Source organism: Streptomyces sp. 2-1, from assembly GCF_048564895.1.
Lineage (GTDB): Bacteria > Actinomycetota > Actinomycetes > Streptomycetales > Streptomycetaceae > Streptomyces > Streptomyces phaeochromogenes.
Genome location: NZ_CP183383.1, coordinates 10,511,249 through 10,526,068, shown reverse-complemented (window position 1 = coordinate 10,526,068; position 14,820 = coordinate 10,511,249). Strand labels below are relative to the sequence as shown.

Annotated in this window: 15 protein-coding genes; 5 read left to right on the top strand and 10 right to left on the bottom strand. The window is 69.7% G+C overall.

Annotated features, from left to right (window positions below):
- Positions 1-20: 20 nt before the first annotated feature.
- Complete coding sequence (locus ACN20J_RS45990; RefSeq protein ID WP_189843042.1) at positions 21-293, bottom strand: winged helix-turn-helix domain-containing protein; 273 nt, start codon at positions 291-293, stop codon at positions 21-23.
- A gap of 109 nt (positions 294-402) precedes the next feature.
- Between ACN20J_RS45990 and ACN20J_RS45985 the strand changes: the two genes are divergently transcribed.
- Together ACN20J_RS45985 and ACN20J_RS45980 are read left to right on the top strand one after the other, a co-directional pair.
- A complete protein-coding gene (locus ACN20J_RS45985; RefSeq protein WP_259333913.1) occupies positions 403-1,155 on the top strand; it encodes a hypothetical protein in 753 nt (250 codons plus the stop codon).
- A 110-nt stretch (positions 1,156-1,265) separates the two neighbouring features.
- Positions 1,266-2,660, top strand: coding sequence for a M1 family metallopeptidase (locus tag ACN20J_RS45980; RefSeq protein ID WP_189843043.1), 1,395 nt, complete (start codon positions 1,266-1,268; stop codon positions 2,658-2,660).
- A gap of 40 nt (positions 2,661-2,700) precedes the next feature.
- Here the strand turns inward: ACN20J_RS45980 and ACN20J_RS45975 are convergent, their stop codons facing one another.
- Positions 2,701-4,437 carry a serine/threonine-protein kinase gene (locus tag ACN20J_RS45975; RefSeq protein ID WP_189843044.1) on the bottom strand — a complete coding sequence of 579 codons (1,737 nt, stop codon included), beginning with the start codon at positions 4,435-4,437 and terminating at the stop codon, positions 2,701-2,703.
- 186 nt (positions 4,438-4,623) lie between these two features.
- On the opposite strand from ACN20J_RS45975, the gene ACN20J_RS45970 reads away from it, so the two are divergent.
- Complete coding sequence (locus ACN20J_RS45970) at positions 4,624-4,761, top strand: hypothetical protein (RefSeq protein ID WP_169801986.1); 138 nt, start codon at positions 4,624-4,626, stop codon at positions 4,759-4,761.
- A gap of 135 nt (positions 4,762-4,896) precedes the next feature.
- Here ACN20J_RS45970 and ACN20J_RS45965 read toward each other — a convergent pair whose 3' ends face one another.
- Positions 4,897-5,478, bottom strand: a complete 582-nt coding sequence (locus tag ACN20J_RS45965; protein ID WP_189843045.1) for a snapalysin family zinc-dependent metalloprotease — start codon at positions 5,476-5,478, stop codon at positions 4,897-4,899.
- 265 nt (positions 5,479-5,743) lie between these two features.
- Between ACN20J_RS45965 and mgrA the strand changes: the two genes are divergently transcribed.
- The gene (gene mgrA, locus ACN20J_RS45960) at positions 5,744-6,784 is read left to right on the top strand and encodes an L-glyceraldehyde 3-phosphate reductase (protein WP_189843046.1); all 1,041 of its coding nucleotides are present in this window, start codon (positions 5,744-5,746) and stop codon (positions 6,782-6,784) included.
- A gap of 179 nt (positions 6,785-6,963) precedes the next feature.
- Here mgrA and ykgO read toward each other — a convergent pair whose 3' ends face one another.
- The 7 genes from ykgO to ACN20J_RS45925 form a co-directional block, all read right to left on the bottom strand.
- Complete coding sequence (gene ykgO, locus ACN20J_RS45955) at positions 6,964-7,086, bottom strand: type B 50S ribosomal protein L36 (RefSeq protein ID WP_055617363.1); 123 nt, start codon at positions 7,084-7,086, stop codon at positions 6,964-6,966.
- A gap of 95 nt (positions 7,087-7,181) precedes the next feature.
- Positions 7,182-7,430: a type B 50S ribosomal protein L31 gene (locus ACN20J_RS45950; RefSeq protein WP_189843047.1), complete on the bottom strand. Its 249-nt coding sequence runs from the start codon at positions 7,428-7,430 to the stop codon at positions 7,182-7,184.
- A 141-nt stretch (positions 7,431-7,571) separates the two neighbouring features.
- Complete coding sequence (locus ACN20J_RS45945) at positions 7,572-8,000, bottom strand: VOC family protein (protein WP_189843048.1); 429 nt, start codon at positions 7,998-8,000, stop codon at positions 7,572-7,574.
- 186 nt (positions 8,001-8,186) lie between these two features.
- The gene (locus tag ACN20J_RS45940) at positions 8,187-10,991 is read right to left on the bottom strand and encodes a M4 family metallopeptidase (RefSeq protein WP_259333914.1); all 2,805 of its coding nucleotides are present in this window, start codon (positions 10,989-10,991) and stop codon (positions 8,187-8,189) included.
- Positions 10,992-11,438: 447 nt separating this feature from the next.
- Positions 11,439-12,197, bottom strand: coding sequence for an SDR family NAD(P)-dependent oxidoreductase (locus tag ACN20J_RS45935; protein ID WP_189843050.1), 759 nt, complete (start codon positions 12,195-12,197; stop codon positions 11,439-11,441).
- Positions 12,198-12,399: 202 nt separating this feature from the next.
- Positions 12,400-13,305 (bottom strand): AraC family transcriptional regulator, encoded by a 906-nt coding sequence (locus ACN20J_RS45930; RefSeq protein ID WP_189843051.1) that lies wholly within the window; start codon positions 13,303-13,305, stop codon positions 12,400-12,402.
- Between the two features lie 134 nt (positions 13,306-13,439).
- Positions 13,440-14,096: a maleylpyruvate isomerase N-terminal domain-containing protein gene (locus tag ACN20J_RS45925; RefSeq protein ID WP_189843052.1), complete on the bottom strand. Its 657-nt coding sequence runs from the start codon at positions 14,094-14,096 to the stop codon at positions 13,440-13,442.
- Between the two features lie 100 nt (positions 14,097-14,196).
- Between ACN20J_RS45925 and ACN20J_RS45920 the strand changes: the two genes are divergently transcribed.
- Positions 14,197-14,772, top strand: coding sequence for an AAA family ATPase (locus tag ACN20J_RS45920; RefSeq protein WP_419668359.1), 576 nt, complete (start codon positions 14,197-14,199; stop codon positions 14,770-14,772).
- Positions 14,773-14,820 lie beyond the last annotated feature (48 nt).

Here is a 14,820-nt window from a genome sequence, read left to right as displayed (position 1 = left end):
TTCGGCGGAGCCCGAAACTCTCAGGTCACGGACCCGTCGGAGGACAGTCGGCCACGCAACAGGGCCTCGCCGAGCGGTGTCAGGGTGTGCAGCACCTGACTGCCGACACGCTGGCTGCGGGCCAGGTTGGCGGCGGCCGGCGCGTGGACGTGCTGACTGGCCGAGGCCGGCGATATCCGCAGTCTGCGGGCGAGTTCACCGGTGGTGGCCGTGTCGTGCAGCGCCGCGAGCGTCCGTGCACGGGTACGGCCGAGCAGGACGGCCGCCGTATGAGACTCCCCCAGGGGCAGCAATAGCTGTACGGCGGCGTGGCGCCACCGGTGAAGTCCGGGCGCGCACAGGTGACTTGCTCTGAGTAGCCGTACTCATGTGCGGTCCGCTGCCCGCGCACACACTGCGAGCATGAGACGACTTTCCAGGGAAAATCATCGCATTCGTCGCACGCGGCGCCCCTCACGCGTCCGCCGCGGCGCGATACCCGCGGCGCTGTGTGCGCTCGCCCTCGCTCTCACCGCCTGCGGTTCCGAACGAGCGGCGGACAAGGACCAGAAGGCCGGAGGTGACGACCGGGTCGAGGCCGGCTCGACCGCGACCGCCCCCGCCACGCCCTCCCCCATCGACTCCTCGGACCCCGAGTCCTCGGACCCCGACTTCCTGGCGTTCATGGAACTCCTCGTCTCCATCTCCGAACCGTGCTTGAAGTACGAGCCGACCGAGGAGCCCCCTATGGAACCACCGGAGGAACCGGATCCCACGGAGCCGCCCCTCACCCCCCTGCCCGAACCGTTACCGCCAGACGCGACGCCGCCCCCGGTGGAGCCCAGAGACCCTGATGACGCCAGGAAAGAGGAGGAGTTGAGCCCCGTGGAGAAATGCGATGCCCGCGTCCACTCCCGCCGCATCGCGAAAGCCCTCAAGGGCACGCCCGATCCGACACCGGGACAGGTCAAGGACGTCCTGCGCGGCCTCGGTTACGTCGACCTGCGGATCCACGGCCCACAACGCTCCGGCGAGAGCGTGGAGTTCACCCTCGACCTGAGGCTGCTGGGCGGTCAGCTGTGCCTCTCCGGCAAGGTCACCGGCACGAGGACCGTCACCGATCCGTACGGCGGTTCCCCTGAGGTCGCTTGCCCGGATGTCCGACGCCTGCGCTGAACGGCGGCTGCTCGGCACGGAACTCCGTGCCCGGCGGACGACGGTCGGGATCCGTCACCTGTAGCGGCGGCGGGCGCGAATGTCGGACCCGTGTGGCATCATCCGCTGCCATGTCGTCGCTACCTGTCTGGCAGTCAAGAACCGGTCGCCGTCTGCTCGTTGGCCTGGTCGCGTTGCTCGCGGCAACGGGCGCGACCGCGGCCGATGCCGTCACGGCACCCAAGGCCAACTCGAGCAAGTCCAAGTCCGCGACACCCGATCGCCTCCGCTACGACGTGACCCTGCGCGGCAACGCCGACGGCTCCCACTGGACGGGCCATCAGCGGGTGACGTTCCGCAACGCCTCCGACCGGCCCCTGCACGAGGTGTACGTACGCCTGTGGGGCAACGGAGACGACAAGTGCGGCACGCCCGGCAAGCCGTCCCCCATCAGGCTGACCAAGGTGAGCGGCGGCACCGCCGGCCAACTCACCGTGAACTGCACGGCGTTGCGCATCAGCCTGCCGAAGCCGCTCGCGCGCGGTGAGCGGACGGCCGTCGCCTTCGACGTGTCCATCACCGTGCCCGAGCGCAACGCCCGCTTCGGCCGTGAGGGCGCGTTCCGCTTCCTGGGCAACGCCCTGCCGGTGCTCGCCGTGCACGACGCGAAGGGCTGGCACCTCGATCCGTACGTGGCGACGGGTGAGAGCTTCTACGCCCTGGCGAGCGACTTCCGGGCACGCATCGACCACCCCGCGGCCCTCAAGGTCCCGGCGACCGGCCGCACTTGGACCAGCCCCGGCAAGCCCGGGCGCACGGTCACCCACAGCGTCGCGCACCGGGTCCGGGACTTCGCGTGGGCGGCGGGCCCGTTCCGCACGGCGACCGAGACCTCGCCCGGGGGCGTGCGCGTGAAGTCGTACTGGGCGCCGAACACACCCGCCGCGGGTGTACGCCTCAACCGGAAGGACGGCATCGCCGCTGTCGACCGGTTCGGCAAGGAGTTCGGCCGCTATCCGTACGGCGAGATCGACCTCGTGATGACCAAGGAGTTCGGCGGCGGCATGGAGTACCCCGGCCTGGTCCTCCTCGGCACCACCGAAGAGGGCAGTGCCGTTGTCCACGAGGTGGCCCACCAGTGGTGGTACGGGATCGTGGGCAACGACGAATACGGCGCACCCTGGCTCGACGAGAGCTTCGCCCAGTACGCCAACGCCCGCTTCTACGGCTGGGACACCAGCGACTGCTGGTCCGACGACTGGCCGAGCGAGAGCACCGCACTCACCAACTCAATGGCCTACTGGGCCAAGCACCGCGACGAGTACCACCTCGTCTACACGGCCGGCCCCTGCGCCCTGTCGCGCCTGGAGGACACGCTCGGAGCCGACACCATGGCACGCCTCCTCAAGCGGTACGCCCGCGACCACTGGTACGGCCTCTCCACCACCGCCGACTTCAAGAAAGCCGCGCAGTCCGTGACGGACAAGGATCTGGGCCCCTTCTGGGAGAGATACCGCATTCGCTGAGATCGCGCGGAGGCATACGGACGAGGTGATGGCCCCGGCATCAACTGTCGGCGGCCATCACTTTGGTCACCTTGCCGTGGGTGTCGGCCTCCAGATAGCCGCTCTGGTTGTACTCGTTGCTGAGGTACACGGCCATGGCGGCGGGGGTGTCGCGCAGTTCGTTCGGCTGTCTGACCAGCAGGTAGCGGCTCGTGGGGTCGTCGACGTTCAACTTCTTCCTGGCCTCGGCAAGTAGCGTGGGAACAGCGTCCCAGTCGAATTCGTCCAGGCTGAACGGCTGGTTTCCGCCGGACAGCGAGCCCTTGATAATTCCCTTCTCCGAGCCCCGGTCGACACGGTAGGTGTACATGTCGTACTTGGTCCGGCTGCCCTTGACCATCACATAGGCGGAGATGTGCTCGGGGTACACGGAGAAATCGCCGAACTGGTCGCTACCCGTCTCCTTCTTGAAAGCCTTGATCGCGGTGCGGATGCCGTCGGGCGTCAGCAGATCGGTGGTGTTTCCCTTTTCCGTCTGCCTGGGTGTGGGTGTCGAGGCATCGGCGGACGATTCGGACGTCGACGTACTGCTGGACGACGGTGTCGCCTTCGCCCCGCTCCCCGCACCCCCGGAGGACGAGGAGTCGGACTTCTCCCCGTCCGGCACCAGGGTCCACACGAGGACGCCGACGAGCGCTGTCGCCGCGGCGGACAGGACGACCCTGGACCAGCGCCTGTGCCGGGACGGGCGACGGGCGGGCGTAGGCGGACCGGCAGGGTCCACCGGGTACGGCGTAGGGGCGTTGGGCAGCCCGGGAATCGCATCCTGAGGAGTCGGGTAGCCGGTCGGTGGGCCGAACTCGCCCGATCCGGAAGGAAATGGCGGGGCGGGTGGGGCAGCCGACGGAGGCGTCAGCCGGTAGGAAGTGGTGCCCTCGGCCACGGCGGCGGCCACTCCGCCCTCGACCACGGAGGCGAGCATCCGGTCGAGGGTCTCGGCATCCGGGCGCGCTGCCGGATCCCGTACCAGCACGCGCATCAGTACGTCCGCCAGCGGCCCGGCCTTCACCGGCGGCGGGACCTCCTCGTAGAGGACGGCCGCGAGGGTGGCCAGCGTCGTGCCCCGGCGCAGGGGGTGCCGGCCCTCGACGGCGGCGTACAACATCATCGCCAATGACCAGAGGTCCGATGCCGCTCCGCCGTCGTTGCCCGAGACTCGCTCCGGCGCCATGTAGTCGGCCGTGCCGATGATGGATCCGGTGGCGGTGAGAGCCGTCGATTCGCGGATCGCCGCGATGCCGAAGTCCGTGAGCACGGGGCGGCCGTCGGGGCGAAGGAGCACGTTGGCGGGCTTGACGTCCCGGTGCTGGATGCCCGCGTCGTGCGCGGCGCGCAGTGCGGCCAGCACCTCTCGTCCGAGCCGGGCCGTCTCCGCCGGGTCCATCGGTCCACGGCCCAGGCGGTCGGCCAGCGATCCGCCGCCGACCAGTTCCATGACGATCCATGGATAGGTGCCCTCGCCGCCGTCGACGATGTGATGGATCGTCACGACGTTCGGATGGTCGATCCTGGCCAGCGCCCTGGCCTCGCGGAGCACCCGCTCCCGCAGCATCCGCGCGCCGTCCGGGTCGTACTCGGCCAGCCCCGCGTCCGGCGGACGCACCTCCTTGACGGCCACGTTCCGGTGCAGCACGAGGTCCGTGGCCCGCCAGACCGTTCCCATCCCGCCGCCGCCGAGCCGCGACTCCAGCCGGAACCGCCCGTCGATGACGCGTCTGTCGCTGTCCCCCTCGCTCATGCGCGGGAGCTTAGAGGACACGTCCGACAGTGCTTTCCCCGGGCGGGGCAGTAGACGGCGCGGACAGGTACTGATCACTGATCCCGTGAGCGGGGCCCGTCAGGCGCTTACTTCCCGGTGACGGGGTATACAGGGCGTGCAGGCATACGTGTCACCGGCCTTGCCCTAGGAGGAGTTGTGCCCGGCATGATCGAGAAGATCAAACGGTTCGCCAGGAGCCCGCAGGGGCGGCGCACCATCGAGCAGGTACGCCGTGCCTCCGCCGACCCACGGCGACGGGCCCAGGCCAAGGGGTTCCTGAGCAAGCTGCGTCGCCGAGGCTGACGGCAGAGAGGTCTGCAGAGGCGGTCAGAGACCTCAGAAGGTCTCAGAGGTCGCTCGGACAGTCGCCGTGTGCGGGTGCGGGCGGACGCCGCGATGTCCCGGCCTCCGCCCGACACCCGCGCACGGCACCGTGCGTCAGTCCACGATCACGGCACCGCTGGGCGCCGCTCCGCCCGTCCGGGCCAGCGCGCTGCTGAAGTTGTCCTCGACCTCCGCCTTCTCCACCGTGTCGGGGTAGGGGTTCGTGCACGCGATTCCCGCGGTGGAGCCGGACATCAGGCTTGAGCACGGGCCGGGCTTGCGGTCCGGCAGACCGAGGATGTGGCCCAGTTCGTGGGCCGAGATGCGGATCGTGTTGTAGCCCTGGTCAACGGCCTGGCGTCCGATGTAGACGGTGCCGTTGCCCAGTGTGGTGGGCAGGGCGCGGGGCCAGCCGTTGTCCGCCAGGACCCGGATGTTGGCGCGTTGCCCGGTCGCGACCGGGCGCAGTTCGACGGCGTCGACGCTCTCGTTCCAGATCGCCGCACCGCGGTCGACGGCGGACTTGAACTCCGCGGAGCCGCTCGCGTCGTAGGTGACGACCCGGGCGGCGACGGCGCTGTCCGCGACCTCGGAGGGAGCGGTCGTGGACGGGGTGGCCACGGCCTGGCCGCCCATCAGCGACAGGGTCACCGTCAGGACGGCAGCGAGTCCGATCGTCGGCTTACGGACGTGCATAGTCGACCTCCTTGTGGGGGAAAGGTAGTCGTGCTCATGACATTCCATGGCTCCCTGCCCAGCGAGGCCGGACGCCAATCCGTCAATCCGGCCCCGAGGTAGCGCCCTTCCCGATTCAGAAGCGGCACCGCTGAATCCCATGGCGGGGAGCTGTTGGACTTCGGGATCAGGCAGGGGCAGTGTGGGGAGGCGGATCCCCGCGACCCCGATGGGTCCGACGTGCCTGATGGGTCCGTCCCGTACCGCACCACCCGGAGATCACTCGATGAGCCACGTCATGAATCCTGACCGCTACGACGGCACCATGCGCTACCGGCGCACCGGGCGTTCGGGGCTCGACCTGCCCGTCCTGTCCCTGGGCTACTGGCACAACTTCGGGGACGACCGGTCGTTCGAGAGCCAGCGCGCGATCGCTCTGCGCGCCTTCGACCTCGGCATCACCCACCACGACCTCGCGAACAACTACGGCCCGCCGTACGGCGCCGCGGAGACCAACTTCGGGCGGCTGATGAAGCAGGACCTCGCGCCGTACCGGGACGAGCTGGTGATCTCCACCAAGGCCGGCTGGGACATGTGGCCCGGCCCCTACGGCCAGGGCGGCGGCTCCCGCAAGTACATGCTCGCCTCGCTCGACCAGTCGCTGCGTCGCACGGGGCTGGATTACGTGGACATCTTCTACTCCCACCGGCTCGACGCCGACACTCCTCTTGAGGAGACGATGGGGGCGCTCGACACCGCCGTCCGCCAGGGCAAGGCCCTGTATGTCGGCATCTCCTCCTACGACGCCGAGCGCAGCCGCGAGGCGGCCGCCATCCTCCGGGACCTGGGCACGCCCCTCCTCATTCACCAGCCGTCGTACAGCATGCTCAACCGCTGGGTCGAGACGGACGGTCTGCTCGACACCGCCGAGCAGGAGGGCTTCGGGGTCATCGGCTTCACGGCCCTCGCCCAGGGGCTGCTGACCGGGCGTTACCTCGACGGGGTCCCGCAGGACTCGCGGGCGGCGCAGGGAACCTCTTTCGACACCACGTGGCTGTCGGACGACATGCTGCGCAGGCTGCGCGCCCTCAACGACATCGCGGCCCGGCGCGGCCAGAGCCTGGCCCAGATGGCCCTCGCCTGGGCCCTGCGGGACGAACGTGTCACCTCGCTCGTCATCGGGGCTTCACGCCCCGAGCAGCTGGAGCAGAACGTCGCCGCGCTGGAGAACCCCGACTTCAGCGGCGAGGAACTGGCCGAGATCGACAAGTACGCCATCGACGGCGGCGTCGACCTGTGGCGGGACGCCCGCCTGGGCAACCTGTGACGACCGGTACTCCCACACCCGGTTCACCTGCGTCGGCCGCTTGCCGGACGGCTTCGGCCCGCGCCTCTCGCGGCTGAGGAGCACAGCAGGCCGGGCCCGGCTTCATCTCAGGAAGCCGGGCCCGGCGGCCCACACGCTGTACGCGCCCTGCGGGGGATACCCGCTGCACGCGCTGTACGTCAGCCCTGGCGGGCCTTGAAGCGCGGATTCTTCTTGTTGATCACGAACACCGTGCCCCGCCGGCGCACGACCTGCGCCCCGGGCATCGACTTCAGTGAGCGCAACGACTTGCGCACCTTCATGGCTCTGCTCTCCTCCTGCTCGGATACCGACGCCTCTCCTGCCGGGATGCCGACGCCCCACGTGCCCGGATGCCGGCCGCGCGTCATCGGGTCAGTTACGCCGAACGTCCATATCGCCGCTCGAACCGCTCCACGCGGCCCGCGCTGTCCATGACCCGCGAGGTCCCCGTGTAGAACGGGTGGCTGGCCGACGAGACCTCGACGTCGATCACGGGGTAGGTGTTGCCGTCCTCCCACTCGATCGTCCTCGCCGAGTCCGCGGTCGAACGGGTGAGGAACGCGACGTCCGCGGCACGGTCCCGGTAGACGACCGGGCGGGAAACGGGGTGAATGCCGACTCTCATGGGCTTTCCTTCCTCACAGCCGTCCACCGAGAGGTGACGGCGTCCTCTGCCTCCTCGTCTTGACGAAGGCATGTCATTCTGTGCTGTACAACAGAGGCCCCCGCAGCCGTATTCCCGGCAGAAGCGGGCCCCGTACGCCCCCTATGCGTCGCGCCCGGCCTCGGCCTGGTCGCCGAGTTCCGTGAAGAGCGTCAGCTGAAGATCAGCCGGTGCCTCGAGCCGGGAGTTCAGCGAGTTCCAGGGGGTACGCGTCGGCTCGGCGATCACCCGGGCCCCGCCGGCGGCCAGCTTCGACGTGGTGGCGACGGAGTCGTCGACCTCGAAGGCGACCCGGATGTGGCCGGCCACCCGCCGGCCGACCTCGACCTCGTCGATGAAGGCCGCGTGGTTGGGATCGGCGATCTCCAGGGTGGCGTGGCCCGCATCGAGGATGGTGACCCGTCCGTCGGCGGAGGCGAACGCACCCTGCTCGGCCAGACCGAGCACATCGCGGTAGAAGTGCAGCGCCGCGTCGTAGTCGGCCGCTGTGACCACCAGGCGGAGTCCGCGGACAGCGGGTTCATCGGGCATGTCGGCTCCTTGAGGATCTCGGCTACTGACTCCCCAACCCGGTGATCGGCCGGACGATTCCCCGTCCGTACGGGTCCGGCGCGGGGGTGGCCGATGCACGGGCGGGCGGTGGCCTGCCGGGGTGGGTCACCCGGCAGGCCACCGCCCGCTGTCAGTCACTCAGTGCGGTCGGTGCGCCAAGTGCGGTCAGCCGCATCGGCCCGTCGGGCGGGTGCGGATCACCACGTCGGTGACGCCGGTCGTCGCGTCCAGCCACACCACCTGGCTGCCCACCACCGCGGCGGCCGACGACTGCTCGCCGCGGTTGCAGGAGACGCGGCCCTTGCGCGTGCCGGGGTCCTCGGGCGAGCCGGCCGCCGCGAACTGGTAGAGCTTGGGAACCGACTCGTTGCGGATCTCGGTGTCGGGGAGGTAGGTGCCGACCGTCACCGCGTCCTCGGACACCGTCACGTCGTACGCGTTCAGCGCGTCGGGCCCGGTCTGCGGGCTGAGGTCCACCACGCCGGAACCGTCGAGCGCGGCGCGGCGCAGGGCCGTCCTGCCCTCGGCCGTGCCCTCGTCGAGGAGCCAGAAGACGTACGAGCCGTTGATGGCGGTCGGGCCGAGGCTCGTGCTGCTCGGGGCCGTCTGGATCTCCTTCCTCTCGCCGGTCGCGACATCGACGACGACCGTGTTCAGCGCGTACTCGGCGCGCACGCGCATCCGCTCCTGGTAGGCGACCTTGCCGTTGCTCGCCGACGAGGAGTACGCCCGGTGGTAGGTCCCGCCGCCGGTCGTCACCTTGTCGGTCGGGTCCTTCAGACTCAGGTAGGCCACGCCCTGACGGCCGCCGTGGTTCTGGTAGTCGAAGGCCACGACGTCACCGTCGACGTCCACCGAGCTGCCCACGGCCCTGCCGTGCCACAGCACCTTCACGGGACCGCCCGCGAGGGGCCTGGCCAGGATGTCGACGCCGTCGGAGCCGTGGGCCTGCCACACCACCGTCCTGCCGTCGGTCGCCGGATTGACGTGGTAGCGGCCGTCGTTGGGGCTCATCAGCTTGAGCTGTCCCTCGCCGTCGGCGCGTCCGGCCCATACCGAGTAAGGCTCCGAGCCCTCCTCGTTGGACTTGGACGCCGCCCACCAGCCGCCGCCCGCACCCAGGTTCGTACGGGTCGTGTTGACCCGGTCGAGGAGCGGGTCGGAGTCCACTCCGAGGGCCGGCTCCCAGCCGGGCACGATTCCGTGGGCGGTGAAGGCTCGTTGCAGCGCCTTCTGGCCGACAGCCGGGATGCCGAGGTCCTGGGCCGCCGCGAGCACGGCGGCCCGTCCCTCGGTGAAGCCGTCGAGCGGTGTGAGGTACTCGGTCAGGGCCTTGTAGACGATCCGGTCGGTGACCTCGGCGCCCAGGTCCTCGCGGGCGTCCCAGAGTGCCCCGCCGAAGATGGTCGAGTTGAGGTGGACACCACCGTTGTCGGTGGCGAAACCGACGCCGAGGAACGACTTGGCCGTGTTCCGCCCGTCGTTGAGATCGCGCAGCGCGCACTCCCGGGGAGTCTTCGTACGGCAGAGCCGCTCACCGAGGAGACCCGCTTCGGGGTCCGTCACCGGGATGTCGTACACGTCGGTCTCGATCGCGTTGCCGAAGTAGTCCGCGATCGCCTCGTTCATGGCGCCGGACTGGCCCGCGTAGATGAGGTCGGCGGAGTGTTCGATCACGCCGTGCGTCATCTCGTGGCCGACGACGTCCACGCTCGCGGAGAGCGGGCGGTACTCGGCGTCGCCGGTGCCGTACACCATCTTCTGGCCGTCCCAGAAGGCGTTGACGTACGGCTGCCCGTAATCGGTGATGCCCACCAGGGAGTTGATGGTCATGCCACGGCCGTCGAGGCTGTTCCGGCCGTGCTTGTTCTTGAAGTAGTCGTAGACCTGCCCGGCGGCCCAGTGCGCGTCGACGGCTCCCGCTTCGGTGGCCTCGGTGCCGAACGCGGGGGTCGGCGAGCCGAACTCCTGGATGCCGTCGGGCCATTGCCCGCCCACGTCACTGGCCCACTTGCCGCGCGCGTCCCAGGTGGACAGGACGTTGTCGGCGAAGTCGTCGCCGGGTATTCGGCTGCGGTCGCGCAGCACGTACTCGCCGCGCGCCTCGTCGAGTTCCACGTCGAGGGCGACGGTCGTGCCGTCGAGCCGGACGCCGGATCCCTTCTCCGCGGCCCGAACCCGCTTCGACGCGGTGCCCGCCGCCGGCTTCCCGGCTGCCGGGCCGGGGGCGCCGAACGTCTTGATACCGCTGTACTGGAGAACCGGATATCCGGCGCGGGCGTCGATGTAGACCTCACGCTGTACGGGTTCACCGCTCGCCGGGTCGGTGCCGCGCACGGTGACCCGCTGGGTGAGGACGCCCGCCCCGGTGGGCAGGACGACGAGCCCGCGGGCGGTACCGATGATCGGGGACTCGTCCTCGTCGCCCTCACGCGGCGGCTTCGCGGCGAAGTGCCTTTCGTTGAGCTCGGCGAGGACGGCGTCGACGGCCCGCTCGACGGCGAGTTCCTCGCCGACCTCGGGCGTCGTGGCGGTGCGCAGTTTGGTGAAGTACTTGCCCGAGGTGCCGGTGACGACCCGCTCCCCGTCCTTCTTCTCCATACGGACGACGTACTGGCCGCCCAGGACGGGCACGCCCCGGTGCCTCTGCTGGAGCCGGACCGTCTCCTGGCCGCCCACGCCGGTGGTCCCGGCGGGTACGAGATCGCGCTGCGCGTCCGCGATGCGGTACCTGCTGCGCTTGTCGTCGAGGTAGGTGCGGGCCGCGCCCGCCGCGCTGCCGGTCGACGGCGCCTGCTCCCGGATGTCCCGTACGAGCGCCGGTGTCCGCGTCTCCTGGCCCGGGATCACCTCCCCCGGGCTCGGCGGTTGCGGTGCCCCCGCTGTCGCCGCGTCGGCAGGAACCGCCGAGACGACGAGTGCGGCGACCCCGAACAGCGCCGCCGCACCTGATAACCCGCTCAACCTCACTCTGGAACCGCTTCCGCGGTGTCTGACTCTTCTGGAGTGCTGCACGCTCCCCAACCCCCTAGCCAGCCATGCCGGTGGCCGAGCGCCGCCCGGCAAAGGGCCATCGAAGCCGTGAGACGCCACCCCATCAATGGGACAGGCGTGTCCACAGGTGACTTCCGGCCGGTGGTCGAGGCGGGGTGCCGATCGGGGCTGCGGAAGGGGGAGGGCGGGTGGGGCCACGCGCCTCCAGGGCGGCACGGAGCTCCGGGTCCTGCCTCCCTGGCCCGCGGCCACCGCACGACCTTCAGGAGTCCACCCGACCCCCGATGATCACGCGGTGGCCGTACCCGTGACGGCACATTCAGAGCGGGTCGAGTTCGTTGACGGAGATGGTGTGCGGCGGCAGTCCGGACAGGTCCTCGACCGTCGCGTGGTGCGGCCGACAGAGAGGATCGGTGGCGTGCACTAGAGGTTGAAGCCGCCGGACGCCTCGATGTTCTGCGCGGTGATCCAACGGCTCTCCTCGGAGAGCAGGGAGGCGATCACCGGGCCGATGTCGTCGGGCTCGCCGACCCTGCCGAATGCCGTCTTCGCCGCGAGGGCCGGGATCACCTCGGGGAACCGGTCAAACGCGTCGTCGGAGATCCGGGTGCGGGTGGCACCCGGTGCGACCGCGTTGACTCGGATCCCCCGCACGCTGAACTCCTTGGCCATGTAGCGGGTCAGGACGATCAGGCCGCCCTTCATCGACGCGTACGCCGAGTAGCCGGGCTCCAGACCGGAGGCCATCCCGGCGTTGCTGGTCGTGTTGACGACGGCCCCGCCGTCGGCCATCAACGGCAGCAGCGTCTGGGTCAGGAAGTACGGGCCCTTGAGCAGGACCCGCATGAACCGGTCGAAGAGCTCCTCGGTGGTGTCCTCGAACATCGCCATCTGTCCGAAGCCGGCGTTGTTGACGAGGTAGTCGAAGCTGTCGCGCCCCCAGGTGTCGCGCAGCACGTCGACCACGGAGGTGCGGAAGGCCGGGAAGCTGCCGCTCTCACCGACGTCCAGCGGCAGCGCGACAGCCGTACCGCCCTCCTTCTCGATCGCCGCCACGGTGTCCAGGCCTCCTTGCCTGTTGCCGCTGAAGGTCAGGATCACTCCGACCCCCCGCTTGGCGATCTGTATTGCCGCGCTCCGACCGATACCGGAACTGGCACCGGTGACAATGGCGACCTTCATGACGTGCCTCCTGCACATGAGCGGATCTGAATTTCCCCACCGGGGATTCCGACAGGGAATCCCCTGAGGAATCAGTTGTGGAATCCGTTGGGGAATCCATTGGGGAAATCCGACTCATTCATGGAAGCACTCCGAAACGGGAAGAAAGAAGAACAATTCTCCCGCCTCCTTGCACAATCCTCTTCTATTGGGTTGCGCCCCATCAGGGCAGGGCGGCCGCAGGCGTACGTACGGAGCGGCGCAGGCCGGCCGCGTCCCGGCTCGGTGGTGCGCCGAACTGGCGGCGGTATTCCCGGCTGAACTGCGACGGGTTGTCGTAGCCGACGCGCTGGCCGACCCCTGTGACGTCGTTGGGGTGGGTGGCCAGGAGCAGTCGGGCCTCCTGCAGCCGGATCTGCTTCTGGAACTGGATCGGGCTCATCGCGGTCACCGTCTGGAAGTTGCGGTAGAAGGCGGAGACGCTCATGCCGGACAGCTGCGCCACGTCCTCGACCTTGAACGGCTGGGCGTAGTGCTCGCGGATCCACCGCACCGCCCGCGCGATGTGGCTGAGGCTGCTGTCGGCCAGGCCCAACTGGCGCACGATGCCGCCCTGTTCGCCGGTGATCAGGCGCCACAGGATCTCGCGTTTCACGAGCGGCGCGAGCACCGCCCGGTCGCGTGGCTCGTCGAGCAGGCGCAACAGCCTGACCACGGCGTCGAGCAGCACATCGGGAGCGTCACTGACGGCGATGCCCTGCGGCGCGCTGCCGCCCGAGCGGGGGAAGTCTCCCGCCCCCGCCTGCAACAGCAACCCCGCGACGGCGGACGGCTCCAGCGCGAGCCCGAACCCCAGCGCCGGGTGCTCCCGAGTGGCCTCGGTGAAGTGCCCGGTGACCGGCAGGTCGACCGAGGTGACGAGGTACTGCCCGGCGCCGTACTCGTAGACCCGCTCGCCCAGCGCGAGGCGTTTCGCGCCCTGGGCGATGACCGCCAGCACCGTGCCGGACATCGACTGGGACGGCGGATCCGAGCGGTCGACCTTCGAGATCAGTACACCGTCGATGGCGGTGGTCCAGTCCGGCCGCGCGTGCCGGTCGAGGAGGGCGCGGAGCTCGTCGAGGTACATGCCTCAATTGCAGCACACGGCCGGTCCTCTTGCTCCCAGGTGGAAGAGGATTGTGCAAGCAGTCGCGAGGATCGCACTATCGTTTGTGCGGGTCACGGCGATTGAATGGAATTCACGGATCTCGTGGAACACGATCAGCCGAGGACGAGCGGGAGTTTCGCGGCCAGTTCGCCCAGTTCGGTGGTCTCCGCGTCGGTCGGGGCACGCCGTCCGGTGCCGACCAGCAGGGCGTCCCTGTCGGAGAACGACGCGGGGAACGCGGACCCGGCGATCTTCTCCAGCATCTCGCGGGACCGGGCGAGCCCCTCCGCGGGCGGTTCCGCCGCGCCTTGGAGGTGTGCGATCAGGTCGAGGTGGTGCAGTGTCCACTCAAGGACGTACGCGGAGAGGTAGTCGCCCGTGGTGAGGATCTGGCCGCGGGTGCCCACCCGCAGCCCCGGGTCGGCGAGTTCGGCGGCACGGCCGGCGGCCGAACCGACGTCGTCCAGGTGGAACTTGAGCAGCCATGGCTCCCCGTACGCGGCAGCCAGCCGGACGGTCAGCGCGTCGAGCGGGTCGTCCCCGGTCGGCGGCGTTTCGGAGATGTCCCAGTACGTCACCGCGTCGCGGGTCGGCTCCCCTTCGGCGGGGGTCACGAGGGTGATCAGGACGTCCTGTGCGTCGATGACCAGGTGGCACACCAGGTCACGTACGAGCCATCCGGTACAGCCGGACGGCCGGGTGAGGTCCTCGTCCGACAGTTCGGCGACCGCCTCGCGCAACGCCGTCCACGAGCGTGAGAAGAGATCCACCCCGGCAAGGTAGTGCGCTGCCGCGACGACGGACAAGCGCATTTGGACGGTCGCTTGGACGGGTCGCTCTGCTCGTGCTGCGAGCGGAGATGCTTCGCCGGTGAGCGAGCGCGACATCAGTAGGGTGACCCCGGTGACGACGCTCTCCTCCCCCACGCAACTGGTGGTGCTGCGCGGCAACAGCGCGAGCGGCAAGAGTTCGGTGGCCGCCGGGTTGCGCGAACGATACGGGCGGGGTCTCGCCGTGGTGAGCCAGGACACCCTCCGCCGCGATGTGCTGCGCGAGCGCGACATCCCCGGCGGCGCGAACATCGGCCTGATCGAACTGACCGTCCGGCATGCCCTGGAACACGGCTTCCACACCGTGCTGGAAGGCATCCTGTACGTCGCGCACTACGGCGAGATGCTGGCGCGGCTCCTGGCCGACCACCCGAACCGCACGCACTGCTTCTACCTGGACGTCCCCTTCGAGGAGACCCTCTCCCGGCACGCCACCAAACCGATCGCCCACACGGTCGGCGAGAGCGAACTGCGCGACTGGTACCGGCCGTTGGACCTCCTGCCGGACGGCGCCGAGACCGTGATTCCCGCAGGCAACTCGCTCGCCGAAACCGTGGATCAGGTGATGCACCGGTCCGGCCTGGCCGCGCCGACGGAAACGCGGGACACACCCTGAGTGCCCGGGCGGATGCGCCGCCGGTGAGGCGCGCGCCGGGACCGGCGC